This window comes from Pedobacter sp., from assembly GCF_965249885.1.
In the GTDB taxonomy this organism is placed as follows: Bacteria; Bacteroidota; Bacteroidia; order Sphingobacteriales; family Sphingobacteriaceae; genus Pedobacter.
The window spans coordinates 2,738,683-2,765,332 of the sequence record NZ_OZ252254.1 but is presented as its reverse complement, the minus strand read 5'-3'; the positions used below and the strand labels follow the sequence as shown (position 1 = coordinate 2,765,332).

Below are 26,650 nucleotides of genomic sequence, written 5' to 3'. Positions count from 1 at the left end.
AAAAGATATTCCCTGAGGAAACTAACAACACCATCAAACTATAAAAAAAAGGGACTCCGAGTGCAATCGGAGCCCTTTATCTGTAGAATTATCTGATAAGAATTATTTATTGGCCTTTGTACGAAATTTAGCAATGGTACAAGGGCCACAACAGACACGTCAAACTTAGCAAATATCGCTTAGTTAAGCAATTACATATGCGTAATTGTGCCAAAGGCTCACGTGATCTGAACAACCAATGGACAAACTATGCATAAACAAACTACATTTTTTCCTCTAACGCCCAAGGGCAAGCTCTCGAAAATACTATTGATGATGAAACTAACCACTTTCATATTAATGATTTCGCTATTACAGGTTAATGCCGCAAGCTTTGCCCAAAAACTTAACCTAGTGCAATCTCCCGTAACTATTGAGAAAGTTTTGAGAGAAATTAAAAAGCAAACCAACTATAATGTGTTGGTAGAAAGTACGCACTTCAACACTTCTGCGAAGATTAATGCCAACTTTGTAGATACGCCTTTAGAAAAAGTAATGGAAACATTACTAAGCGGTAGCGAAACAACCTTCGTAATAGAAAATAAAAGTATTGTAATTAAGCACAAGCCTAAATCGATTTTTGAACGAATAGTAGAAAACATTTTGGCGATTGATGTAACTGGAAAGGTGGTTGACTCGTTTACCAATAAACCTTTAGCGGGTGCATCTGTATTTGTAAAAAATACCTCTAAAGGAGTTACTACTGGAGAAGACGGATCTTTTACTTTATCAAATGTAGATGAAAACGCCACTATTGTAGTTAGGTATACCGGCTACAAAACTTTCGAAATAAAAGCTGCTAAAAACTTAGGCACTATTTCGTTAAGTGTTGACATAGGTGAATTGAAAGAAATTGGTGTTACAGTAAACACAGGTTACCAAAAAATAAAGCCTGAACAAAGCACAGGTTCTATTGCGCAAATTAGCACTAAAGAATACGAATCGAGAGTAAGCAGCAACTTTTTAGATGGTTTAGTTAACCGATTGCCTGGTTTAATGATTAACAATACGGTGAATTTTACCAGCACTTCTCCAGATGGCACCCAATCTTCAAGACCACTGTTTAATATTCGCGGTATCTCTACCATGTCGGCCAATCAAAGTCCGTTAATAGTGGTAGATGGCTACCCGACAGAATTGACCCTGGAAATGATTGACCCGAACGAGATTAAATCGGTAACCATTTTAAAGGATGCGGCAGCGGCAACAGTTTATGGTGTAAGAGCTTCAAACGGAGTAATTATTATCGAAAGAAAACAGGCAGAACCAGGAGCGGCGCAGTTTAATTTTAGAACTACCTTAAGTTTAACGCCAGAAGAAAATTACAGTCGCTACAGATGGGATCCACAAGCATCAGCCATTAATGCAAACTATTTACGTGAAAGACAATCCCTTATTGTTACTCCAAATAGCTGGGGACAATTATTTGCACCTAATACTACCACAGGAGGCAACGTACGCCGTTCTATTCCTTTTTATATCTTGGCTCAGCAAGCGGCAGGTATCATTTCATCGGCACAAGCAGAAAGTTCTTTTGCGGCACTGGCCAATTATGATAACCTCGAAGACTATAGTAGACTGTTTTTAAGGACGGCCGCTACACAAACACATACCTTAAATGTTTCTGGAGGTACGCCAGACGCACTTTACTATATCACTGCGAATTATACCGGCAATAGGAATAATCAGATATTAAACAACAACAATCGCTTATTACTTACCGGCAGAACTACACTTAAATTAGCCAAAAGATTAAAGCTTGAGTTAACTACAGAATATCAGGAACAACGTTCTAATAGAGCTCCAGTGCCTGATATCTCATTAATTGCGCCTTTTGAACGTTTTGAGGATGTCAACGGAAATCCAGCGGCGATTATTTCGCAGAGTTTCGCTCCCGTTTATAACAATGTACTCCTATCGCAAGGCCTACTAGATCAAAACTATTATCCTTTGGTAGACGCCAACTTGATTAGCGACAAAACACGCACCATGAACTATAAAACAATTGCCAATTTCAATTATACCCTTGGAAAAGGCTTTAATTTATTGTTTGGTGGGGTGTATGAAAATTCGAGCTCGGAATCTAGACATTTGGCTCGCCAAGGTTCATCGGAAGTAAATGCTTGGGTAAACAACTATACCGTTACTCCTACGGCAGCCCAGCCTACACTAGCCTTTAAAAGAAATATTCCTGATGGGGATTTCCTTCGTCAGCGTAATTCTAACTCAACAAGCTATACGGCACGTACCCAATTGAATTACGATAAGCGAATTGGCAACCACTCTGTCAACGGCATTATCGGTGCAGAAATGAGAAATGTATTAAACAAAGGCAATTTGGCTTCTTACTTTGCCTATAATGACCAAAGTTTATTGCAACAACCTATTGATTTGGCCTCTATTTTTAGTGGATCATCTGCCGTACGTGGTACTTTGGTAACGTCGAATACCTTAGGCTCATTCAGTAACTTTTTTAACCAAACCTATAGCGACGATCGCTTTCTATCGGCATTCTCCAATATCGTTTACTCCTTTAAAGACACCTACTCTTTATCTGGAAGTATCCGTATAGACCAGTCGAACCTGTTTGGTACCGATCCAAAGTACAAGTACAAGCCATTATGGTCTTTAGGTGCGGCATGGAATATTCATAAAGAAGATTTCATGAAAAACATCAATTGGTTACATAATTTAAAGCTTCGTAGTGCTTACGGCTTCAACGGAAATGTAGCTAAATTATCCTTGCCACAAGTGATTGCACAGTCGCAGTTAAACCAGTCTAATACACCAACGCTAAACTCACTTATTTTATCATCTAATGCCAATAGCAGTTTACGTTGGGAACAAACAGAAAACTTTAACCTTGGTTTAGATTTTAATATCTTCAAAAATATCTCTGGTAGTGTAGATTATTACACGAAAAAGACCACTGACATTATGGGAAATTCTACCGTTGATCCAACGTTGGGAGCCTCAGACCCTTTATCTGGCGCTAGTAGAGCTTTGATCAATTATGCCACCATTAGAAACAATGGTATAGAGTTTAGCCTTAAAGCAGATTGGATATCGAACAGAAATTTCAACTGGAATACGGGATTAGTTTTGGCCAAAAACGGCAGTAAAGTATTAGATGTTTATCGTACGGGGCAGTACAATCCGCAAGTTTTAGATGTATTGGGTTACGTTAGTGGCTATCCTGTAGGAGCTATGTTTTCGTACAACACCGTAGGGCTTAACAACGAAGGGCATCCAATCATTGTAGATCAAAATGGAAACCAGTTTGTGGTGAACACCAGTTCATCTACCAATCCGCTGGTAATTGCCATGTCTAATAAAGACTCTGGCTTGGTTCAATACTCAGGAACCGCTATTCCAAGCATTAACGCAGGTTTGAGTAACCGGATTGATGTAGGCAATTTCTACTTCTTTGCCATGATTAATTACTATGGGGGATTTAAGGTAAGAGTACCTAGACCTACGCCAGCCGAAAATAGGCCATTAGTTGGCTCTAACAATTTTTGGAGAGCGCCTGGTGATGAGCTGAACACCGACATCCCAAATTTAGTTGACCTGAACAGCTTTGCGCCGGGCATTGCCTACAGATATAATGACAATTACGTAGTTCATGGCGACTACCTAACACTTGGTGATGTAACTGTATCTTACCGATTTAACAACCTGAACTTTATTAAAAAAGCAGGCTTTAAAAACTTCGAACTTAAAGCCCAAGCTTCAAATCTTTACACCGTAGGTTTTAACAGATACAACTTTAGCATGGGCGCTGGAAACTATGCCAAATCATATGTAACGCCTACTTACACACTAGGTTTATTCACTAACTTTTAATCTTTAAACCGATGAGAAAATTTAAATATATAGCTGCACAACTTCTACTTTGCTGTTTGGTTTTTAGCGGTTGCGATAAATATCTAGACGTTGAGCCTAAAGGCAAGCAATTACTAAAAACAACCGACGATTTTGACCTCTGGTTAAACAATACTGTACTTACCTCAGACTTCAATGGTGATAATATATTAAACTACATGACGGACAACATCGATATCGTATCGATTAATAATCCGCCCACAACTTTTGCCGAATTTGTATATACCTGGGCTCCGCAGTTTACAAATGACGTAAGCTCGCCAACTTATTTATGGGGAGAACATTACAGAAGAATTAGTTTATTTAATACTGTTTTATTAGGTATTGATGCCGCTGAAGGTGGTACTGAGTCGCAGAAAAAAACCTTAAAAGCAGAAGCTTTACTAGGCAGAGCAAATGCTTACTTCTATTTGGTTAATGAATATGGAAAGCCATACGACGCCACTACAGCCGCAACCGATTTGGCTGTTCCTTTTGTAACTTCTGATGATGTTAGCAAAAAATCTCCAGCGAGAAGCACGGTGGCAGAAATCTATAAGCACATCATTGATGATATCAACGCTGCAATTCCAAATCTGCCAGAAAACAACAGCAATGCAAGATTTAGAGGTTCTAAAGGAGCCGCCTACAGCGTACTAGCTCGTGTTTATCTGTATAGACGCGAATATGCGGAAGCGTTGCGCTACGCTGAGCTAGCCTTGAATAATACTAGGGCTGTAATGATAGACTATACCAATTCGGCTACCTTTCCTACCACTACCAATGTGGTGTCGCACGCAGACGCTATTTATGGCCGTTCTTCTGTAGCCGCAGGTATGCCGTTAACTATCGAGTTGAAAAACACGTTTGCTACAAATGATGCCAGACGCACCGTTTTGTATTACAATTGGGCAAGTACGGCAAGAGGAGGAACTTTGTTTTACGCCGCAGCCGTTACGCCAGCTTTTCAGTTGACCAACTCTGGCACCACTGTGCAAGAAATGCATTTAATTGCGGCAGAAGCTGCAGCCAGAGCCAATAATATAGGTAATGCACTGAGCCATTTAAACGAAGTTCGTAGAAATAGGCTTACCGGCACACCTCTAGCTAGCAGAGATTTCAACGCTGCCGATCAAAATTTGGTATTGACTGAAATACTAGCAGAGCGAAGACGCGAATTGCCTTTCCATGGTTTACGCTGGTTTGATATGCGCAGGTTGGACATGGAAAACAGAATGCCAGAAGTGGTTAGAACTAATGCGCAAAACAATGTAGTTGCCAGGTTAGAACCACATAGCACCAGATACACCTTACAAGTGCCTGTACAAGTATTAGCCTTTAACCCAGACATGGCACAAAATCCATAACAAAAACATTAAGAGATGAAGACATATCAATTAAATATATTGGCAATATGCTCGGTAGTATTATTGCTTATGGCATGCAAAAAAGACAACGCTGGTCGTGAAACTTTAGCAGAAGGTCGTGTATCTTTTGATTTACCAGCTACGACTGATGTAGTAACCAGATCATTAGACATTAAAAACGTTTCGCTGCTGAGCATGGAAATGAAAGCCGCTTTGCAAGGAAGCGCCTCTGCCGATGTACATTACGTAACTTTTGCAACCGATACCACTAAAATTTTAGATTATAGACTAAAATACGGAAGCACTGCACTGTTGCTCCCAACAAACACTTATTTGTACTACAAGCCAACAGTAGCCATTCCAGCAGGAAGCAACGTTTCGGAAGCAGCAGTGCTTAACTTAGGCTTTCAAACTGCTTTGAGACCCCGAAGTACTTATGTACTGCCTTTAACTATTGCAGCCGTAGACGGAAAAATTCAAGATCCAGTAACGAGGAAAATTATCTATTACGTATTTAATACCGGAGATGCGCTTTATATAGACCACACTGGCTACACCCCTACCGCTACAGCCTCTTCTACATCGGGAACTAATGTTGCAAGTAGAGCGATAGACGCCAATACAGGTGGAACTTATTGGGCAAGTGCCACTACCGTTACCTTACCGCAATGGGTAAGTGTAGATTATGGACGTGAATTTAGCTTTTCGGGATTAGACTACTTTTTCCCAACTGCGGTAACGCCAGCTATGGGTGGTTACACTACTTCCGCTAAAGTAGAAACCAGCTCAAATGGTACCACTTGGACAGACAGAGGTACTTACGCCATTGATGTTAACAATGCAGCAAAAAAACATACCATCAACTTCCCTGCCTTGGTAACCGGAAGATACGTACGCTTTACCGTATTGGCTTCCACACCGTACATCTCTGGAACAGCTACATTTAGTATCGCTTTTGTAGGTGGCATTTTACTGAGAAATTAATAGCTGATTACAACTTATATAAAAGAAACACACAAATGAAAAAATTAATATTTACAGTGCTGTTGCTGCCGTTTTTCGCAGCAGCACAGCAATCATACACCCTTACCGGTAAATTAACAGAACTAAAAACGCCTGCTAAAGCCTACATTGCCTTTATAAAAAATGGCAGTTGGAAAGAGACAGATTCGACAGCAATTAAAAATGGAAGCTTTACGTTTAAAGGCAGCTTAGATGAACCTCAAAACGTCATTGTAGCGGTTAGACCAGTAGATGTTAAACAAGCTTCAGCAAGCCGTGATTACATTGGTTTTATTCTCGAAAATTCTAATGTTACTTTGACTGGAAAAGATGCTATTGCCAATGCTACAGTGACCGGTTCAAAAGCAGAGGATGAAAACAAAGAACGAGAAGCAACAGTTAGGCCACTGACTAATAAAATTATCGCTCTGCAGAACAAATACGGCAAAAAAAATAAGGATGGCGAATATGAGTTTGCTTTGGAGCAGCGCAAAAAAGCTGGCGATTCCATTTCTACGCTAGTAGCAGAGATCAAAAAGATCAATACAACTTTTGCCGAAACTCACCTAAACTCTTACGCTGGTTTATTGGCCTATAATTACTACGTGCTGGATAGCAAATTTGTAGCAAGTGAGGTTGAACCCATGTTCCATCGCTTCTCGGCGCAGTTGAAAAACTCTCCATTGGGTAAACGTACCATGGAGAAAATTGAAATAGGTAAACGCCGACAAGAAGGTGCAAAAGCGACGGATTTCACGCAAAACGATCAAAATGGCAAACCTTTCAAACTTTCTTCGCTACGCGGTAAATACGTGTTAGTTGATTTTTGGGCGAGTTGGTGTGTGCCTTGCAGGGCAGAAAACCCTAATGTAGTTAAGGCTTACAACGCACTTAAGGGTGATAAATTTGAGATTGTAAGTGTTTCTCTTGATGCTGGAAAAGAGCAATGGCTTGCCGCTATTGAAACGGATGGCATGCCTTGGATTCATGTGAGTGATTTGAAATATTGGAAAAACGAAGTGGCTTTGATGTATGGCATCAACTCAGTACCGCAGAACATCTTGGTAGATCCAAACGGGGTTATTGTAGCCAAAAATTTAAGGGGAGAAAACCTTACTGAACTATTGAAAAAATACATCAAATAGTAGCTCATTTTAGAAAATTAAAAACACACATGAAAAAAATAATTTTAGCCACATTATTAGCGTCGACTTTTACAGCCAATGCTCAAGATAAGTTTGAAATAACAGGCAGCCTTCCAAAATTAGCAAATGATAAAGCGGTTGTGCTAAGCTTTAAAAACCCTAAAGGTAAAGAGCAAAAAGATACCGCCAATATCATCAATGGGAAATTTAGCTTTAAGGGCGAAACTGCCTTTGGTAACCGAGCCTATCTTTCAATTGTACCACTTAAAAAAGATACCGCCAAGCTACGCCAGCAAGCAGATTACAAAGAGTTTTACCTGGAAATTGGCAAATATAAAGTGCTGGGCACAGACAGCTTGAAAAATGCGAAAATTACAGGTACACAAGCTCAAACAGATTTTTTGGAATATACCGCACTAACACAAGAAAAGCTAGCGCAGTTTAAAGCCATTAGCGAAAGGTTTGCAAAGGTTTATTATGCAAAGGTGAAGGATACGGTTAAAATAAAAGAGATACAAGCCGAAGCCAGACCACTACATGCCAAAATTGAATCCATTTTAGATTCGTTTATTTTTAGCCATCCAAATTCTTATGTAACTGCCGATTTAATTCACGAAAATAAAATGACGGTAATTGATGTAGAAAAGTTTGATCCGTATTATAAGATATTGACCCCAAAGGTGCTTGCTAGCTTTACTGGTAAAAAAATAACTGAGAAATATAATAAAGCTAAACAAATAGCCATCGGTAAAACAGTTGATTTCACATTGCCTGACACCAAAGGCAACGAATTCAAGTTATCATCCTTAAAGGGCAAATATGTATTGGTAGATTTTTGGGCTAGCTGGTGTGTGCCTTGCAGAGCAGAAAATCCGCATCTTTTAAAGGCATATAATGAACTAAAAAACAAGAACTTCGAAATTGTAGGTGTTTCATTAGATGACAAAAAAGAACCTTGGCTAAAAGCAGTAGAAGCAGACAAATTGCCTTGGACGCAGGTTAGCGATGTGAAAGGTTTCCAAACCGAAGTGGCTGTCCGCTTTGGCATTACGGCGATTCCCCAAAATTTCTTATTAGATCCTAGTGGAAAAATCATCGCTAAAGATTTACGCGGTGAAGATGTAAACCAAAAAATTGCTTCGTACATCAAATAATTGACGTAGAAGTAGTAGAATTTTAAATTTTAGGTTAGTGATGATAAGACGGCGGGCCGGATGGTTCGCCGCTTTCATTTTGCGATATCTATAATAAATGCGCTATAACTAAAAATCCCCTGTAAGTTTCAATTTACAGGGGGTTTTAGATTTTTTGTCGGGGTGGCAGGATTCGAACCTACGACCTCCACATCCCAAATGTGGCGCGATACCGGGCTACGCTACACCCCGATGGTGGTATCACCTTTTTACTCGCCGCAGCTCTAGAGCTAAACGAGGTTGCAAAGATAAGTAATTTTAAATGCCTTGCAAATCGATTTTAAAATAAATTTCCGCTAAATGATTATTACCCGATTTCACTTTTTGTTTCTGCCCGTATTCCTTGCATATTGCTACTCTACCTTTCCTTCGAAGCCTTTGCAGCTATCCAAAACAACAGCTCGTTAACAAACACCGAAGCCTTTTTATCCATTGCTTCTGGATCAGTTGGCCTACCATCATCGTTGAAGGTTTTTTCTACCGTAGGCACTGGAAACATAGTTGGCACCGTTAAAGCGCCAATTTTCCATAAGCTGAATTGTAATGATGTGATGACTTGCGAGCCACCAAATGCACCTGCAGAAACTGTGGCAATGGCAATGGGTTTGCGTTTCCACTCGCTGTAAAGCAAATCAATTACATTTTTTAAGCTGGCCGGATAGCCACCGTTATATTCCGGTGTTACAATGATAATCCCATCTGCATTGGTAATAGCGGCTGCCAGTTGGAGCATATCCTCTGTCGGATTTTCTATCAAACGCAAACGCTCTTCGAAAATTGGAAAGTTGTAGGCATCTAGATCAATAATTTCTACTTCGGCAAGCTGCTTTTCAGTTAAGTAATGTTGAAAGTAAAGCGCTACACTGTGACTTTTGCGTCCTTTTCTTACGCTTGCGGAGATAACTGCTATTTTTGGCATATCGATAAAATTTACTGTGCAGCTAAACTAACGAATAATAATTAATGTTGTTTGCGACGAGGTATGGAAAGCAAACAAACTTCCGCAGAAAAATCGTTTCATTTTTAGCAGTTAACGGTGTTGAAATGCGATAAGCCCAATGTTAGTTTTATTGGAGGAATTTGGTTTTTTAGCCCCGATTGAAACGAAAAGCCCGCATTCCGATGTAAAAATCGGAAGCGGACTTGTAGTGAAAAGCGGGACAAAAGTTTCAGAAGAGGCAGGGACACTGCGCTTCTAATCACACTACTCCCATTTAAATGTTTTTACTGCCACGGCATAGATGCCAACACCCCAAACCAACATAATCAGGATTTGCTGCTTTACATCCCATAAACCTGCGCCTTCGAAAGCCACCTTACGCATGGCATCATTCAAATAAGTTAAAGGCAAAGCCCTGCTAATAGGCTGCAACCAACTTGGAAAGGCATTAATAGAGAAAAACGTGCCTGAAAGCAGAAACTGAGGCAAGGTAATGATATTGGAAATTGGTGGAATGGTACTTTCGCTTTTGGCCAAGCCAGAAACCACAAACCCAAAACCCATGAATACCACTACACCTATGAGCGCTAAAACCAGCATGTTAATTACGGTAACAGCCCCATTGATTAACGTAAAATTAAAGGCAAAATGACCAATAATGATAATAAACAGTGCACCCAACAAAGCAAAACCTATACGGGCAATAGCTTCGCCAAGCACAATACTCGAACGCCTTACAGGTGTAGCAAAAAAACGTTTGATCACCAAATTTTGTCGCAGGGCGAAGAAAATAAACGCCGTACCAAAAACGCCGGTACTAAGCAACGAAAAACCGAGCTGGCCTGGCAAAATAAAATCGATGGTGCGGTACTCCCTGCCTGTAACGGTTGTAGCACGAACTTCGGTTACGGTTGGTTTTTGGTTTACGGTGTTGAGCTTCCCTACCACATCGTTCAACACTGATTTTAATACATTGCCGTTAGTTAGCGATGCCGAGGTATACTTCACATTGGTGTAATAGGCGGGCAATCCGTTTGGATTTTTTTCGATGCTAATTACTGCATCATAAGCTCCTTTTTCTAAGCTTTTGTCGATATTTTGTTGGGTATCGTTCTTGGTTAAACGCACCACTCCAGTTTTTTCAAGCGCTGCAATGATAGGATTTTGCAAATCAGAACCTGGCAGCACAGCGACATCGAGCTTAACTCCGCCTCCGCCAATAAATCCGAAAACAACGATAAAGATTAATGGAAAAGCTAGGGTAAAGATTACCGCGGAAGGGCTCCGGGTAATTGACCTGAAACTTGCCTTTGCTAGCGCCAAAGTGGCTTTGGTATGATTGTAAGTTTTTGACATTGTCTTTTGTTTGGCTTGACTTTATACTTTTAACTTTCTACTCTTAACTTGATTACTCTCTCCACTCCTTACCTGTCAGGTTGATGAACACATCTTCCAAATTGGCTGCTTTCACCTCTTTTTTACGCTCAAATCCACTTGCAATCAAATTATCTATCAACTGATCTGGTGTGTCTAAAGCGATGATTTTTCCAGCTTCTACAAAAGCGACCCTATCACATAGCTGTTCGGCTTCGTCCATATAGTGCGTGGTGATGACAACCGTAGTACCATTATTTCTGATTTCAGTGATTAAGTCCCACAAATTACGGCGAGCTTGAGGATCAAGGCCTGTTGTAGGTTCATCCAAAAAAATAATTTTTGGCGAATTAATTAACGTAGTTGCAATAGAAAAGCGTTGTTTTTGTCCGCCGGACAACTCTTTATACTTCGCTTTTGCCTTGTCCTGCAAATTTACTTTAGCCAGCATTTCAATTGGTGATACATCTACGCCGTACAAGCCAGAAAATAGCTTCAACAACTCCAGCAAATTGAGGTTGGGGTAATAACCTGCGGCCTGCAACTGCACCCCAATAATTTGCTTGATGGCATTTGCATCTGTTTCTACGTTTAAACCATTTACCAAAACCTGTCCGCTAGTTTTTTCACGTAGGGTTTCAATAATTTCTAGAGTGGTGGTTTTTCCGGCGCCATTCGGACCAAGCAGTCCAAATATTTCATTTTCGTAAACCTCAAACGATAAGCCTTGAACGGCCTTAAAATCGCCATAGTGTTTAACTAAATTTTGTACGCTAATGATTGCTTTTCTATCTGTCATTTGATATAAATGTAAGAAGCTTTAAAAGAATTGTAAACGCTTTTAGGATAAATGGAATAATTATGAAGATGAAATGATGAATGTGATGGTTGTTTGGTTGGTTGGTTGTTTAGTTGTTGGTTAACTGTTTAATCGGTTAACTGGTTAATTGTTGAATTGACTACAGGCCACCAATTAACTACCAACCCCTAATCACTGATACCTGAACACTGATTTCTGACCCCTAATCCCTAGCCACTAATACCTAAACCCTAAACCCTAAACCCTAATCCCTAACTACTAATACCTAACCACTAATACCTAACCCATGCAAACCAAAAAGGATGCCTGCTAACACAAACATCCTCCGTTTTATTTCTTAAAGCCAATTTTTGACTTTTGAATTTTTAATTTTTACTTAAACTACCAAACTAAATCACCTTTAATCATGCTGATAAAATCATCAAAAAGATAACGTGAATCATGTGGGCCAGGTGAACTTTCCGGGTGATACTGAACTGAAAACGCTTTTTTGCCTTTCACACGGATACCTTCGATAGAATCATCATTTAAGTTAACGTGAGTAATTTCAACCTTATCCGAAGCCTTTACTTCTTCTGGTATCACACCAAAACCATGGTTTTGCGAAGTTACCTCGCAGTGGTTTTTAATGATGTTTTTTACAGGGTGGTTCAATCCGCGGTGACCATTGAACATTTTCATAGTTCCAATTCCATTAGCTTCTGCTAATAATTGGTGGCCTAAGCAAATACCAAACAATGGCTTATCAGCTTCCAATACTGCTTTTACAGTTTCAATAGCGTAAGGCATAGCCGATGGATCACCAGGGCCGTTAGAGATAAAGTAACCATCAGCACCCCAAGCATTCATTTCCTCAAAGGTAGTTTTAGCTGGGAACACTTTGATATAAAGTTCTCTGTCGTCAAAATTACGAAGGATGTTCTTTTTAATTCCTAAGTCTAATGCTGCTACTTTAATTGGCGCTTCTGGATTACCGTAGTAATATGGCTCTTTAGTAGAAACCACAGAAGATAATTCCAAACCATCCATTGGTGGCACTTCTTCCAATTTCTTCCTCAATTGCTGCAAATCTGTAATTTCAGATGAAATGATGGCATTCATTGCACCTTTGTTACGGATATGGCGTACTAAAGCACGAGTATCGATATCGCAAATACCAACAATGTTCTCATTTTGAAAATTATCTTGGATCGATTCGGTAGCTTCTTTCCTTGAATAATTTACATTGTAATTTTTGCAGACCAATCCGGCAATTTTAATTCCACCTGATTCTATTTCGTCTCGGTGCATACCGTAATTGCCAATATGCGCATTGGTAGTCACCATAATTTGGCCGAAATAAGAAGGATCGGTAAATACCTCCTGATAACCAGTCATACCTGTGTTGAAACAAATTTCACCAGTAGTAGTTCCTATTTTTCCAGCAGCCTTGCCGTAAAAAACGGTGCCATCGGCCAATAACAAAATAGCTGGTAACTTAGTGTAGTTAGTCATTTAAATTACAATAAAAATTGGGGATGAAAAATGATAAAAAACAATGGGAGCTTTTAACGGGAAAACCGCTTTTGAAGGATGTTAAAACCGTATGATTGAACTCTCTCATTTCGGAGTACAAAGATAGGTGTTTAAAACCGTTAATTTTAAGATTTTTTTAAAAAAATAGATTGTTGGTTGTTTGTTCATTGGTTCATTGGTTCATTGGTCATTAGTTCACTGGCCATTGATTATTAGTAATTGGTTATTGTTCATTGGTCATTGGTTCATTGGTCATTAGTTCACTGGTCATTGTTTATTGGTCATTAGTTCATTGGTCGTCACCTAACTCCTAGTTCCTAACAACTGATCCCTGACACCTGTTAACTGACCACTAATACCTAATCCCTAACCACTAATACCTAGTCCCTAACCCCTATCCCCTATCCACTGCCCACTTTTAAAAAATAAACCCTAATTTTGTACACACCAAAACAGAAAGCATGTCGGTCAACAAAGAAATTAAGCGCATTACCACCAATACCCTGCAAGAAATGAAGCAGCGCAACGAGAAAATTGCGATGCTAACAGCCTATGATTATTCTATGGCTACCATTTTGGATGATGCAGGTCTTGATGTTTTATTAGTGGGCGATTCGGCCTCCAATGTAATGGCTGGACACGAAACCACATTGCCCATCACTTTGGATCAAATGATTTACCATGCCCAATCGGTCGTACGCGGAGCTAATCGTGCCTTTGTCGTAGTCGATTTACCTTTCGGATCGTACCAAGGAAATTCCAAAGAAGCTTTAAATTCTGCCATCCGCATTATGAAAGAAAGCGGCGCCCATGGCGTTAAGCTGGAAGGTGGCGTTGAAATTGTTGAGTCTATACAGCGGATTATCACTGCAGGCATTCCGGTAATGGGACATTTGGGCTTAACTCCGCAATCCATTTACAAATTTGGAACTTACACCGTTAGAGCAAAGGACGAAGCAGAAGCTAATAAACTTAAAACTGATGTTTTGGCATTGCAAGAAGCAGGATGTTTCGCCGTAGTATTAGAAAAAATCCCTGCCAAGCTTGCTAAGGAAGTAACAGAAAGTCTACAAATTCCAACCATTGGTATTGGTGCCGGCCCTAATTGCGATGGACAAGTGCTCGTGGTTAACGACATGATTGGCCTCACCAAAGGCTTTAAACCACGTTTTCTGCGCCAATATTTAGATTTGTATGAAGGAATTAAAGGTGCAGCACAATCTTATATTGCAGATGTAAAGGCCAACGATTTCCCTAACGAAAAAGAACAATATTAATGGAACAAGGATAAAAAAACATAGCGCAAAGATTTTTTGGAAAGCAATTTCAATGCTAATCGGATAAATCAGTCCCGCTTTTTGTTTCTCCCGATGAAAAATCGGGATCCACTACAATCGGGTTTAGCTTACAAAAACCAATACATCAAAACAAGCACCAAGCACGTTTCACTATTTTAACGATTTAACAATTAACATGGCCATTACCGAAGCAGACGTACTTTACGAAGACAACCACCTTATTGCTATCAATAAGAGAGCGGGTGATGTAGTACAAGTTGACGAAACTGGAGACATGCCTTTGGATGAAATGGTGAGGGAGTTTTTGGCAAAAAAATACAATAAATCCGGTGCTGCATTTTTAGGTGTGCCCCACCGTCTTGATCGCCCAGTAAGCGGACTCATACTGTTTGCTAAAACCAGCAAAGCGTTAGACCGAATGAACGCCATTTTCAAAAACAGGGAAATCAAAAAGACCTATTTTGCTGTGGTTAGGAAAAAACCAGTAAAACCACAGGGAAAGCTCATCAATTGGCTCATCAAAGACCCTAAGAAAAACGTAGTAAAATCTTACGATTACGAAGCAAAAGGAAGCCAGTATTGCGAACTCGACTATCAGTTAATCGCTGAATTAGATGGCTACTACTTGCTTAGAGTAAATCCACTAACTGGTCGCTCCCACCAAATCAGGGTGCAGCTTTCAACCATGGGCTGCCCTATTGTTGGCGACAATAAATACGGTTATCCCCGTGGCAGTAAAAAAGGAAGCATTTGTTTACATGCCCGTCAGTTAGAGTTCGTACATCCCGTTAAAAAAGAGCCAATAAAGATATTTGCCAAACTTCCTAAAGATGGCTTCTGGGAAAAATTCGAGCAGTACTAGCGTACGAGTTGCTATTTACAAGCCACTTTTTGAAACACTACCGACTTACCAAAGCTCAATTTCGAAAGATCTTTGAATTGAACTTTGCCATTCATGTCAGCAACATCTCCTGTACCTTCTAAAAGTTGGTCGCCTTTTTTCAAAAATGCTACCTAACGTACGGATTGTTGACCTTCAGAATTAAAGGTGTAAGAAGCCACTAAAGTATCGCCATACATTTCTCCTTCTATCATTCCTTTATTTCTATCTTTTTCGAACCACTTATATTCAAGCTCTCCGGTCGAAACTTTACCTGTAGTAAGCAAGGTTAACATGGCTGTGTCTTTACCCTTAACATAGGTATAGCAATTTTGGCTTGTTGTAGCGCCATTCACGCTACTATCCGAAGATTGCTTTTCACCAGTTACCCTCGTTTTTTGCCTGCAGGCCATTAACGATAGGAACAGCACTACGATACAAAGTGTTCTCATATAAATTTAATTTAGCTGATTCGTAGAACAGTTAAATAGAAAAAAAGTTTTTGATTAATTCTTTCCCTCCACCCGCAGTACTGAACCTGATGCAATATCTTTACGATGATCCATTTCAAAAATTTGCTGCCCGACGTTTAAAACGTCATTTAAGCCACCTTCATTTTTCAGATTAACAAATCGCTGAACATCTTTAAAATCAGCTTCATTGCTACTCCTGATCTGTTTTTGCATATCGGTATCTACCACACCAGGTGCAATTGCCAAAGCTTTTACGCCATTTTCAATTTCTTGCTGCTCCAATGCTATGGTTTGGGTTAACATATTAATGGCAGCTTTACTACTACAATATACTGACCAACCAAAATAAGGCTTCAATGCAGCACCAGAGGTGATATTAATAATAGTTTTGGATGCAGACCAACTTTTAGTAAGATTAATAAACGCACTTGAACAAATAAATGGCGCTATCGTATTTAAGTTAAAAGTATTACTAATATCTACCGCATCAATATCTTTCAAACTTCCAATCTGACCTAAAGTCCCAGCGTTATTAATTAACGTAATTTTTTGTGGTTCATTTTCACCAATTAAGGAAAAAATATGCTCAAATACATTTTCTATTTGATCCACTTTAGTTAAGTCAAATGTTATTTGTACCACACCTCGCTTGCTTAAATCGGGGTTAATAGTTCGTGCAACGGCGTATACCGAAAATCCATTATCTACATAAGTATTAATTACACCTTCACCTATTCCCTTACTTCCTCCGGTGATGATCAGAATATCTTTCATGAATGCTATTTTTTTCAAATATAGCATATCAATGCACCTACAGTTCAGAATTTCGTTGAAGAAATATCACTTCTTCATTAGCGTCAATCAAATAACAATACTCGTAACAGCATATATAGACCATGCCTAAATTCGACAAGTGATAATGGGTATGGTAATCAAAATCGAAACCCCTTTTTACCAATGTATCAGTTTTTATATGCTTGAGGCCATCTGAAAATTCTTTCAATATTTTTCTATTTCTATTAAGAATTTGATTGATTTTCCTGACAGATTCACCATCTTCACTCTTCAGTTTATTATTATAATTATTTCTGCACTGATCATCACAGAACTTTTTATCCGCTCGGCCTTTTAACTCGGCCTGACAATCTAAACAAAATCGACTCATAGGTTTTTTCCAACCTATACTACAATAAATGTACTAGCTTTTAAAGAAAGTAGCCTATGAGATGGTTTTTTAAAAACTAAACGGTTATAAATGGTTAACATACGTTTAATGCCTTTTAAAATTCGACTTTTGTCTAAACAAACCAAAATAATATAGTGCTAATAATTTTTAATCCTGCTAGTAAGCAGTGAATTTAATTGAAGAAGCCATTTAGATATTATCACTTACCTATGAACGAGCAACCACACTACATTGGTTGCTTTTTTTATTTGTGTTAGCGGATATTTCACTTTAAATCTGTCATTTCAACTAACATTACATACCTAATTAACTGAGCTTCGACAAAAAAGATTATTTAAGTTTCATAAAATATTTTAACTTTGAAAAAGCCCTACTAATTGTATTTTTTACACTAAGGCTATTTTTAATTCAAAACAAATATAAAATGAGTTTAATTATTGATGTCCATGCAAGACAAATCCTCGATTCGAGAGGAAATCCCACAATTGAAGTAGAAGTAATGACTGAAAACGGTTTTATGGGCCGTGCAGCTGTTCCATCTGGTGCTAGTACAGGTCAGTACGAAGCTGTTGAATTACGTGACGGCGACAAGAAAACCTATTTAGGAAAAGGTGTTTTAAAGGCTGTTGAAAACGTAAATACTAAAATTGCGCAAGCCTTGCAAGGTGTTGATGTTTTTGAACAAAATTTAATCGATAAATTGATGATTGACCTAGATGGTACCGAAAACAAAGGTAACCTAGGTGCAAATGCGATTTTAGGTGTTTCTTTAGCTGTTGCTAAAGCTGCAGCAAAAGAAAGCAGACAACCATTATACCGTTACATTGGTGGCGTAAATGCAAATACATTGCCTATTCCAATGATGAACATCATCAACGGTGGTTCTCACTCTGATGCTCCTATCGCATTCCAAGAGTTTATGATCATGCCAGTTGGAGCACCTTCCTTCTCTGAAGCATTGCGTTGGGGAACAGAAGTTTTTCATAACTTAAAAGCCATTTTACACGATAGAGGCTTATCAACTGCTGTGGGCGACGAAGGTGGTTTCGCACCAACTTTTGATGGTACTGAAGATGCCATTGAAACTGTATTGAAAGCTATCGAAAAAGCAGGCTACAAACCAGGCTCAGAAATTTGCTTGGCATTAGACTGTGCTTCTTCTGAGTTTTACAAAGACGGAAAATACGATTATACCAAATTTGAAGGTGCAACAGGCGTAGTTCGTTCTAGCGAAGAACAAGCTCAGTACTTGGCAGATTTAACAGTTAAATATCCAATCATATCTATCGAGGATGGAATGGACGAAAATGACTGGGACGGCTGGAAAAGCTTAACCGACAAAGTTGGAGATCGCGTTCAGTTGGTAGGTGACGATTTATTTGTAACTAACGTAAAACGTTTACAGCAAGGCATCGATACCAATACTGCAAACTCTATTTTAGTGAAAGTAAACCAAATTGGATCGTTAACCGAAACAATTAATGCGGTAAGTTTAGCACAAACTAATGGTTACACATCGGTAATGAGCCACCGTTCAGGTGAAACTGAAGACGTAACCATTGCCGACTTAGCTGTTGCGTTAAACTGTGGTCAAATTAAAACTGGTTCAGCTTCCCGTTCTGATAGGATCGCAAAATACAACCAATTGCTACGTATTGAAGAAGAATTAGGCGAGGCCGCAAAATTCATTGGTAAAAACTTCAAATTTGCTAAGAAGTAATCATATGGCGACGTATGCCCTTCTAAGACCTTAGAAGGATAATGTATCGACATGATTAAAATGTTAACAAGTTAAAAAATACATTTGCAGAACATCCGAAGATTTAAAAACTTCGGATGTTTTTTATTTTAAACTCATTTGTTTAGCAACATTTGCGACCCATGGTTGCTGACTTTGATTTTTAATTTTTACTTTTGAGTTAATGAAGCGATTATTAGATCTTTTCCGAAACAAATATTTTATTGCCGTTGCCGCATTTAGCGTTTGGATGATGTTTTTCGACAAAAATGACATCATTGCTCAATATGAATATAGCGTTCAAGTAAAAAAATTGCAGCAGGAAAAAGACTTCTATGAAAAAGAAACGGCTTCAGTAAAGAAAGATCTTAAAGAGCTTGATAGCAACATGATCAGTGCGGAGAAATTTGCACGCGAAAAATACTTCATGAAGAAAGAAAATGAAGAGGTATTTGTTATTGTTAAAGACGCTCCGAAAGATTGATTAGGCAATGTTTACAGGAAACGATAATTTATTGTAGACTAGATTCCTAATCGGCTCAAATTAAAATACTGCTCCGTGAAGAATTTAGCCATCACTTTATTTATTATCATCGCTTTTACGGCCTTAAATGCTAAAGGACAGGAACTTCCCAACTTAAAAGATGTCAAGTTAAGTAAACGCATTGATTTTAAAAATGCGGAGAGTGTAGTAGCTAAAGTGGTTGAATATCTCTTCCACACGCCCATAGACAGCAAAAATAAGGCAAGGAATGAAGCGGGTAAATTTTTGGTAGACTGGATGAATGGGACACCTGATCATGTTTTCTATTTAGAGGAGAAAGAAACCTCTTACTTTAACACCAACTCGGATTTGCTACTAATGTATATGGCCGCATTAACAAAATTTTCCTTGATGCAGCCTACGGAAAAAGGAAAGCGCCAACAAGCTTTAGGAGCAATGAATTTAGTACTGCCTTACCTTTATCAACATAGCGACAAAAAAAGCTGGAACAAAGAACTTTGGCAGCTGTACGATGCTTCAATAAACGGCAAGTTGAATGAGCTGCTTTACCAGTAGTTGTCAGTACCCAAACCTAGGTAATGTGAGTTTGTAGCGCACTACAATAATTCGCAACGTTACTATAAAGGTAATCACTACCACTTTGGCGATATCAGCCTTAAGTTCCATAGCTAAAAGTCCAAAGTACAGCGCACCACCAGCAATACAAGCAGTGGCGTAAATCTCTTTTCTAAATATCAACGGAATGGTATTTAACAGCGTATCTCTAATAATGCCTCCAAAACAGCCAGTGATAGTTCCTAACGCAACACAAATACCAGGCTCCAAACCAAACACAATTCCCTTTTGTACACCAACTAAAGTAAAAAGACCCAACCCAAGGGAATCAAAAAGAAACAACGTAACCTTGAATTTCTTAATTTGATGTTTGAAAAACAGCGTAAGTATCGAAGTAACGAGAATCAACAAACAATAATTGACATCACGCATCCAAGCTACTGGAGTATCGCCTAATAGCAAATCCCTAACGGTACCACCTCCAATAGAAGTTACGAATGCGATAATCAATACGCCAAAAGGATCCAATCGCTTTTGTACAGCAGCAAAAGTTCCCGAAATGGCAAAGGAAATAGTTCCTAGCACCTCAATAATTTCAGTGGTATTAAAATTCATTAGGCTTCGCCATTACGTTTTCTAAAAAACCATTCGATACTTAACAATGTCATAATTAAAGCAAAAATCCATTTGAAATTAATGATTTCCTCAAATCTCCTGTCTTCGTAGCTAATTGTTTTGACTTGTCCGCTTTTTTCCAAGTCCTCAGCAATATTTAGCAATTGTGCAGGCAAGTACATTTTACCTTTGGTTTGTTGCGCCATTGTATTTAAAAGCTGATGATTTGCAGTAGTTTGTTGGTACTCGGTAATAATAGCATTGACGTAAAATGCGCCATTAGCCGTATATTTTTTGTCGCCCAAGCTGGTTGATGCCACATAAGTATAATTCCCTTGCGGTAAAGTTCCTGCATCCAACTGGTAAGCATTGCCGAATTTAGAAAAAGTGAAATTATAGGTTTTCCCCTGCTCGTTTTTAACCCGCACTTTAACTTCAGGCGTGTTCACAGGTTCGTAAGCATCGTTGTATAACGTCGCATTAAGCACTACGTTTTCGTTCTCTTCGAAGGTGTTTTTACTGGCATAAACTTTAAACTTTCTTTTATCATCCTTAACGGATAAGTATTGCACCGTTTTCGAAATTAACTCCGCTACCAGAGGATAGGCATTTTCATTTTTCGCTTCCTCTAATTTCCATTTCCAAATACCCTCACCTAATAAAAATCCAATTTTCGTCCCGCCATCTTCGGTAAAAAACAACAACGGACTTTCGGTATTTACTTTACCTATACGCTGGTTAAGCACTGCCGTGTAATTCCCTTTGACCATTAAATTAGCAAAAGGCATTAGCAAAGGATCGTAGGTTTCCAGCTGCTTTAAAGCATCAGCATTTAGCACGTAGGCTGTGAAATTGTTTTCGTAATGAGGAAAAACTTCCTGCAAGCTACCATTTGGTCTAGCAAAATTTAATTGAGTTTGTATTTGATTAAAGCTCTGAACATCGGTTTGAGCACCTACCACAAACCATGTTGCTATTTTCTGTTGCTTTGCTTTGTTGATTAGCGAAGCTGCTGAATAATTTCCTGCAGGGAGTTGATAAAGGACCACCAAGCTATATTTGGAAAGCTCAACCTTCTCCAGTTCATCGGCTATTGCCGTGTTTACTTCGTAATGTTTGTTGAGTTCAATTGTTTGTTTAAAGGTAGCCAAATCGGGGTGTGGACCAGCGGCTGCAAGTAACACTTTTTGCCTGCCATCAATTACCTCTACAAAAATGGTTTGACTATTATTTTTGGTGGTGATTTCATTTTTAACCTCTGAAACGCTCACCGTATAACGATGAATTCCTACCTTATTGGCTTTCAGCTTTACCTGAACATCTTTCACAAAACTATTGTTATTGATTTCGATGGATTGCTCAGTTAATTGCTTCCCGCTTTCAGCAACTGATAGTCTGATTTGCTCGCCCTTACTTTCAAAGGCTTGCACCTGTATATCCAAAGTGAAATCATTATCCAGGTACACGATGTTGTTGTAATTCACATTGGCTACCAAAACATCTCTTTTCGGAATGGTGTCACCAAGTGCAATGGTGTAAACTGGTGCCTTAATTTTATTGAGTTCATATAACGGATTTCCGCCTCGGTTAAAAATGCCATCTGTTGCCATAATTATGGCACCCACATTTCTATTCAACAGCTCGTCGTTTAATTGATTCACCAATGCCGCTCCATTGGTCAGTTGATCTGTACCAGAAAACGCCAATCCTTCTTTAATGCTATCTCCAAAGCTGTAAGTCTTAACCTCGTATTTTTCGCTCAGCTGCTCAGCAAGTTGCTTTAAATCCCGCTGGTATTTTTTAGCATCAAAGCCTGCTGGAGTGATGTTTTTAACAGAAATAGAATTATCGTTAGCAATGATGATGATAGGCTTTTCGGGTGTATGCGTCACCCTTCGAACCAAAGGTGCTAACAACAAAAAAGCCAAAATAGCAACAGCCAATGCTCTAAATACAGCGAGTGCATTTCGCACCGCTTTTACCAAATTTTTGTTGGTGCCATATAGCAACCAAGCATAGCCGATGCCTAATGCTAGGCAAGCAATAAAAATCAGCAAAGTTGGAAACGAAATAAAGTTAGTCATACGCTAATTGTAAAGATGCTACATTTAAGTTGAAAGTGAAAAGTAAAAATTGAAAAGAGCAATGTGCATAGCCATATGTAAGGTTTTGGAAACAAATTGTAAATTGCGGATAAAACAATCTTTATGAAATTTCTAGTCGCCTCGTTAATGATTTTTATGAGTATTTCTACCAAAGCACAACAGCCATTTAAACTCCAACAACTACAGTTTGAACGTGTTAAATTGGCCTATGATTTAAAGTGGGCAAGCTTACAGAAAGAGTTGCAGCAGGCTGGTTTTAAGGAAAACTTTGAGCTGTTGATTACGGCCTATAAAGCTGAGGGGAAGCTAGAGATATGGATAAAGAATAAGGACAAACAAAGGTTCAGTTTATTTAAAACCTACGATTTTTGTGCTCACTCTGGTAAACTTGGACCTAAAGTGATAGAGGGAGATTTACAAACGCCAGAAGGTTTCTACAAGATCAATGTTTTTAACCCCATGAGCAGCTACCATTTGTCTTTAGGGGTTGATTACCCAAATGAAGTTGATAAAGTTAGAACAGGAAAGGATCGTAAAACTGGTGGAGACATCTATATACACGGAGATTGCGTGACTGTTGGCTGTATTCCGCTAACTGATGATAAGATTAGAGAGGTTTACATTTTAGCCGTGGAAGCTAAAAATAGCGGTCAGTTAGAGATTCCTGTGTATATTTTTCCGTTTAGGATGACTAAAGCTAATTTTGAAAGTTATGCTAAACAGTATCCGCAACAAATTCCTTTTTGGAACGCTTTACAGCCTGGGTTTGATTATTTTGATAAGAATAAGAAAATAGCGAAGGTGATGCAGACTGGCGGGAAGTATGTTTTAAGTGAATTTTAATTGAGGTTATACATTTCATCTAAGTTAGTTTTTACTTTTTGACCGCAAAAAGTAAAAAAAACTCTCGGTTGCTTATTTTTCTTTCAAAGAGAGTGCGTTGGCTTATTGGTGCTACCCGAAAAATAAGAGACCGAAATATAGCTAAACGGAGGGATATAAGCGCTATCGCCAACAAAAATATAGATTGCACTTCTCAAACTTTTATAAGTCAGCGCTCTTCCAGATTTGCAATCTGGAAGCCTTATCCAAGGATTTGTAATCCTTTGAACATTACAACGTGGATTATAAATCCACTAATAGAACTTCGCGATTACAAATCACGAAGAGCAAAGTTGTGAGGATTGCTTTTCCGAACTATCGGAACAGGCGTTACCTCACAATAACGACCGATTTTATCCCTCTTCTCCCAGATTTACAATTGCGAACAGCAAAATTTTCCTATGCGTTTCGTCATGCTGTCCCGAATGTTCGGGATCAGCATCAGCTTTTCAGTAGATGGGGTTGAGGTTTTGTAACAGAGCCGCTGTTAAATAAGCCCGATTGAAATGGATGCCGATTTTTTATCGGCAGAAGTGAAAAGCGGGGCTACAGAAGCTCAGTACTATTGGCTTTCACTTTCAAAAAACAAAAAAGGTGCAAAGTCTAAACCTCGCACCTTTTCCCTAATTACTTAAAATTCTCTTACAGCATACCGCCACAAACTGAAAGCGTTTGTCCGGTAACGTAAGCACTCATATCCGAAGCTAAGAAAACGCAAACATTTGCAATGTCCTCAGTCTCTCCAGCACGTTTCAACGGAATATCTTTTTCCCAACCGGCCACTACAGCAGGATCCAACACATCAGTCATTTCAGTTTTGATAAAGCCTGGAGCAACCACATTAGCACGGATATTACGTGAGCCTAGCTCTTTAGCAACTGACTTGGTGAACCCGATAATTCCTGCTTTTGAAGCTGCGTAATTTGCTTGTCCGGCATTACCTTGTACGCCAACCACCGAGCTCATGTTAATGAAAACACCTTTCCGAGCTTTCATCATCACTTTTGACGCCGCTTTGGTTACGTTAAATATTGATTTAAGGTTCACGTTAATCACGTCGTCCCAGTTTTCTTCGCTCATACGCATTAACAAGCCATCTTTGGTGATACCTGCATTGTTCACTACAATATCCAAGGCGCCAAAATCGGCAACAATATCATTGATCAATTGCTCTGCCTCATCAAATTTCGAAGCATCAGAACGATAGCCTTTTACTTTAGTACCAAACGCCTGTAGTTCTTGCTCAAGTGCTTGGCCTTTTTCTACCGATGACAAGTAAGTGAACGCTACGTTAGCACCTTGTTTTGCAAATTCTTCGGCAATTTTTCTACCTATTCCTTTTGACGCACCTGTTATCAGTGCTGTTTTTCCTTCTAATAATTTCATTTAGAAATGTTGTAAAGTTGAAATATTTTAATTCTTACTTTGTCAGTCTGAGCCTGTCGAAGACTAAGTACCGCATTTAAATTCACTATCCTTCGACAAGCTCAGGATGACACCTATCTAGGGATCACTTCAAATCATGATGTCAGTCTGAGCTTGTCGAAGACCTTTAGCACAAAGTTATTTATTTCTTCTTAAGGTTGGATAATCTTTTTATTTCGTCCCAATTTTCTGCGAACAACGCTTGTTTTTTCTTACGGCTCCACCCTTTAATTTGCTTTTCAAATTCAATTGCCTGCTCTATCAAAGTAAAGCGTTGATAATATTTTAGGACTACAGGACGTCGAGTAAAAGTATAAGCTTTTACATTATAGCCGCTGTTATGCTGCTCAATCCTAGTTTCCAAATCGTTGGTTACACCTACGTAATAGCTATTATCAGCACATTCTAGTATGTAAACGAAGTAATTATGGTTACTTGACATGCACTTTAACTTATCTTCAGCTAGATTCAATGTCAGTCTGAACTTGTCGAAGACTACTTCTTTTATCTCTTATTTATCCTTCGACGGGCTCAGGATGACAAAGTAGGTGGTATTTGAACACTCAAACTGTCAACTGCCTACTAAACCGCTGGCTCCTGCTGACTTAAACAATGAAAACTACCCAATCCCCAGATGATATCGACTGAATCTATACCTACTACTGGCCTATCAGGAAATGCCTTTTGGATAATTTCCAGAGCAACCTTATCGTTCACATCCCTAAACGTAGGAACAATTACCGCAGCATTAGCAATGTAAAAGTTAGCATAAGAAGCAGGCAACCTTGTATCTTCATAAATTACTGGCGATGGCATTGGCAACTCAATAATGTTGAGCTTTCTACCATCCAACAGCGTCATGTGCTTTAAACGCTCTAAATTTTCTTTTAAGAGGATGTGGTTTTCATCCAAGGGATTACTCTCTACAACGGTTAACACCGTATCTTCGTTCACAAAGCGAGTGATATCATCAATATGTCCATCGGTATCATCACCAACAATACCATCCCCTACCCACAAAATTTGCTCAGCACCATAAAACTCCTTCAAATAGGTTTCTATCTGCTCTTTGTTTAAATGCGGATTTCTGTTCTCATTAAGTAGACAAGCTTCGCTGGTTAAAATAGTGCCCGCACCATTAAATTCCACGGAACCACCTTCCATCACAATATCAGGAGTAAATAATGGCAGATTAAAATGCTTAGCTATTTTTGTTGGCACCACATCATCTAAATCGTAGGGAGGATACTTATCACCCCAAGCGTTATAGCCCCAATCTACCACTGCTTTTTCTTCTCCTTTCACCACAAATGCTGGTCCGTGGTCGCGGCACCAAGCGTCGTTAGTTTCATTGAAGTAAAATTCAATTTGGCTCAAATCGGCACCAACCTTTTCCAATTCAGCAATGGCAAAAGCTTTCATTGCTTCATCTTTAACGTTGATGCGAACTTTCTCACCAGTAGCCACTATTTTGATGAACTCGCAGTAAGGTTGGTAAATACTTTCTATTTTACCCGGCCACGAGGCCTCCTTATGTGGCCAGCTTAGCCAAGTGGCTTCGTGTTTAACCCATTCTGCTGGGAAAGAGTAGCCTTGTTTTTTTGGTGAATTATTAAACTCTGGTTGCTCAGAAGGTTTTATTACTTTGATTGACATTGTATTTAAATAGATCCTTCGACAGGCTCAGGATGACAATTTTGAATGGAACTGATTATCTCTTTCGGACTTG

At 39.0% G+C, this 26,650-nt stretch carries 23 protein-coding genes and 1 tRNA gene; 11 read left to right on the top strand and 13 right to left on the bottom strand.

The window, feature by feature from the left end; all coding sequences use genetic code 11:
- Positions 1-312 precede the first annotated feature (312 nt).
- From ACY2A0_RS11775 to ACY2A0_RS11755, 5 genes are read left to right on the top strand one after another with little or no spacing between them, the layout of a single operon-like run.
- A complete protein-coding gene (locus ACY2A0_RS11775) occupies positions 313-3,885 on the top strand; it encodes a SusC/RagA family TonB-linked outer membrane protein (protein ID WP_461789729.1) in 3,573 nt (1,190 codons plus the stop codon).
- 11 nt (positions 3,886-3,896) lie between these two features.
- Positions 3,897-5,270, top strand: a complete 1,374-nt coding sequence (locus ACY2A0_RS11770) for a RagB/SusD family nutrient uptake outer membrane protein (RefSeq protein WP_461789728.1) — start codon at positions 3,897-3,899, stop codon at positions 5,268-5,270.
- Positions 5,271-5,285: 15 nt separating this feature from the next.
- The gene (locus ACY2A0_RS11765) at positions 5,286-6,254 is read left to right on the top strand and encodes a discoidin domain-containing protein (RefSeq protein WP_461789727.1); all 969 of its coding nucleotides are present in this window, start codon (positions 5,286-5,288) and stop codon (positions 6,252-6,254) included.
- Between the two features lie 35 nt (positions 6,255-6,289).
- Positions 6,290-7,417: a thioredoxin-like domain-containing protein gene (locus ACY2A0_RS11760; protein WP_461789726.1), complete on the top strand. Its 1,128-nt coding sequence runs from the start codon at positions 6,290-6,292 to the stop codon at positions 7,415-7,417.
- 29 nt (positions 7,418-7,446) lie between these two features.
- Positions 7,447-8,571 (top strand): redoxin domain-containing protein, encoded by a 1,125-nt coding sequence (locus ACY2A0_RS11755; RefSeq protein ID WP_461789725.1) that lies wholly within the window; start codon positions 7,447-7,449, stop codon positions 8,569-8,571.
- 157 nt (positions 8,572-8,728) lie between these two features.
- Here the strand turns inward: ACY2A0_RS11755 and ACY2A0_RS11750 are convergent.
- The 5 genes from ACY2A0_RS11750 to carA form a co-directional block, all read right to left on the bottom strand.
- Positions 8,729-8,802 (bottom strand) — tRNA-Pro (locus tag ACY2A0_RS11750).
- 166 nt (positions 8,803-8,968) lie between these two features.
- Entirely contained in the window at positions 8,969-9,529 is a 561-nt protein-coding gene (locus ACY2A0_RS11745; RefSeq protein ID WP_461789645.1) for an NADPH-dependent FMN reductase, read from the bottom strand.
- A 285-nt stretch (positions 9,530-9,814) separates the two neighbouring features.
- Complete coding sequence (locus ACY2A0_RS11740; RefSeq protein ID WP_113637481.1) at positions 9,815-10,906, bottom strand: ABC transporter permease; 1,092 nt, start codon at positions 10,904-10,906, stop codon at positions 9,815-9,817.
- Between the two features lie 52 nt (positions 10,907-10,958).
- Entirely contained in the window at positions 10,959-11,723 is a 765-nt protein-coding gene (locus tag ACY2A0_RS11735) for an ABC transporter ATP-binding protein (RefSeq protein ID WP_461789644.1), read from the bottom strand.
- Between the two features lie 402 nt (positions 11,724-12,125).
- Positions 12,126-13,238, bottom strand: coding sequence for a glutamine-hydrolyzing carbamoyl-phosphate synthase small subunit (gene carA / locus ACY2A0_RS11730; protein WP_461789643.1), 1,113 nt, complete (start codon positions 13,236-13,238; stop codon positions 12,126-12,128).
- A 482-nt stretch (positions 13,239-13,720) separates the two neighbouring features.
- Between carA and panB the strand changes: the two genes are divergently transcribed.
- The gene (gene panB / locus ACY2A0_RS11725) at positions 13,721-14,536 is read left to right on the top strand and encodes a 3-methyl-2-oxobutanoate hydroxymethyltransferase (RefSeq protein ID WP_461789642.1); all 816 of its coding nucleotides are present in this window, start codon (positions 13,721-13,723) and stop codon (positions 14,534-14,536) included.
- Between the two features lie 196 nt (positions 14,537-14,732).
- Positions 14,733-15,419 (top strand): RluA family pseudouridine synthase, encoded by a 687-nt coding sequence (locus ACY2A0_RS11720; RefSeq protein WP_461789641.1) that lies wholly within the window; start codon positions 14,733-14,735, stop codon positions 15,417-15,419.
- 11 nt (positions 15,420-15,430) lie between these two features.
- On the opposite strand, the gene ACY2A0_RS11715 is transcribed toward ACY2A0_RS11720, so the two are convergent.
- The 3 genes from ACY2A0_RS11715 to ACY2A0_RS11705 are packed head-to-tail and all read right to left on the bottom strand — an operon-like array spanning position 15,431 to position 16,684.
- Positions 15,431-15,562, bottom strand: coding sequence for a hypothetical protein (locus ACY2A0_RS11715; protein WP_461791522.1), 132 nt, complete (start codon positions 15,560-15,562; stop codon positions 15,431-15,433).
- A 9-nt stretch (positions 15,563-15,571) separates the two neighbouring features.
- Positions 15,572-15,889 (bottom strand): hypothetical protein, encoded by a 318-nt coding sequence (locus ACY2A0_RS11710; protein WP_461791521.1) that lies wholly within the window; start codon positions 15,887-15,889, stop codon positions 15,572-15,574.
- A 54-nt stretch (positions 15,890-15,943) separates the two neighbouring features.
- Positions 15,944-16,684, bottom strand: coding sequence for an SDR family NAD(P)-dependent oxidoreductase (locus tag ACY2A0_RS11705; protein WP_461789639.1), 741 nt, complete (start codon positions 16,682-16,684; stop codon positions 15,944-15,946).
- Positions 16,685-17,520: 836 nt separating this feature from the next.
- On the opposite strand from ACY2A0_RS11705, the gene eno reads away from it, so the two are divergent.
- The 3 genes from eno to ACY2A0_RS11690 all read left to right on the top strand — a co-directional run bounded on the left by eno (position 17,521) and on the right by ACY2A0_RS11690 (position 19,894).
- Positions 17,521-18,816 (top strand): phosphopyruvate hydratase, encoded by a 1,296-nt coding sequence (gene eno, locus ACY2A0_RS11700; protein ID WP_461789638.1) that lies wholly within the window; start codon positions 17,521-17,523, stop codon positions 18,814-18,816.
- Positions 18,817-19,018: 202 nt separating this feature from the next.
- A complete protein-coding gene (locus ACY2A0_RS11695) occupies positions 19,019-19,318 on the top strand; it encodes an FtsB family cell division protein (RefSeq protein WP_461789637.1) in 300 nt (99 codons plus the stop codon).
- A 75-nt stretch (positions 19,319-19,393) separates the two neighbouring features.
- The gene (locus ACY2A0_RS11690; protein WP_461789636.1) at positions 19,394-19,894 is read left to right on the top strand and encodes a hypothetical protein; all 501 of its coding nucleotides are present in this window, start codon (positions 19,394-19,396) and stop codon (positions 19,892-19,894) included.
- Positions 19,895-19,897: 3 nt separating this feature from the next.
- Here the strand turns inward: ACY2A0_RS11690 and ACY2A0_RS11685 are convergent, their stop codons facing one another.
- Together ACY2A0_RS11685 and ACY2A0_RS11680 are read right to left on the bottom strand one after the other, a co-directional pair.
- Positions 19,898-20,509 (bottom strand): trimeric intracellular cation channel family protein, encoded by a 612-nt coding sequence (locus ACY2A0_RS11685; RefSeq protein WP_461789635.1) that lies wholly within the window; start codon positions 20,507-20,509, stop codon positions 19,898-19,900.
- Positions 20,509-22,593: a hypothetical protein gene (locus ACY2A0_RS11680; RefSeq protein ID WP_461789634.1), complete on the bottom strand. Its 2,085-nt coding sequence runs from the start codon at positions 22,591-22,593 to the stop codon at positions 20,509-20,511. The genes ACY2A0_RS11685 and ACY2A0_RS11680 overlap by 1 nt, the downstream gene beginning before the upstream one ends.
- A 123-nt stretch (positions 22,594-22,716) precedes the next feature.
- On the opposite strand from ACY2A0_RS11680, the gene ACY2A0_RS11675 reads away from it, so the two are divergent.
- Positions 22,717-23,457, top strand: a complete 741-nt coding sequence (locus ACY2A0_RS11675; RefSeq protein ID WP_461789633.1) for a L,D-transpeptidase family protein — start codon at positions 22,717-22,719, stop codon at positions 23,455-23,457.
- 681 nt (positions 23,458-24,138) lie between these two features.
- Here the strand turns inward: ACY2A0_RS11675 and fabG are convergent.
- From fabG to ACY2A0_RS11660, 3 genes are all read right to left on the bottom strand, one after another.
- Positions 24,139-24,882: a 3-oxoacyl-[acyl-carrier-protein] reductase gene (gene fabG / locus ACY2A0_RS11670; RefSeq protein ID WP_461789632.1), complete on the bottom strand. Its 744-nt coding sequence runs from the start codon at positions 24,880-24,882 to the stop codon at positions 24,139-24,141.
- A 181-nt stretch (positions 24,883-25,063) separates the two neighbouring features.
- Positions 25,064-25,363 carry a GIY-YIG nuclease family protein gene (locus ACY2A0_RS11665; RefSeq protein ID WP_461789631.1) on the bottom strand — a complete coding sequence of 100 codons (300 nt, stop codon included), beginning with the start codon at positions 25,361-25,363 and terminating at the stop codon, positions 25,064-25,066.
- Positions 25,364-25,503: 140 nt separating this feature from the next.
- Entirely contained in the window at positions 25,504-26,577 is a 1,074-nt protein-coding gene (locus ACY2A0_RS11660) for an agmatine deiminase family protein (protein ID WP_461789630.1), read from the bottom strand.
- Between the last annotated feature and the right edge of the window lie 73 nt (positions 26,578-26,650).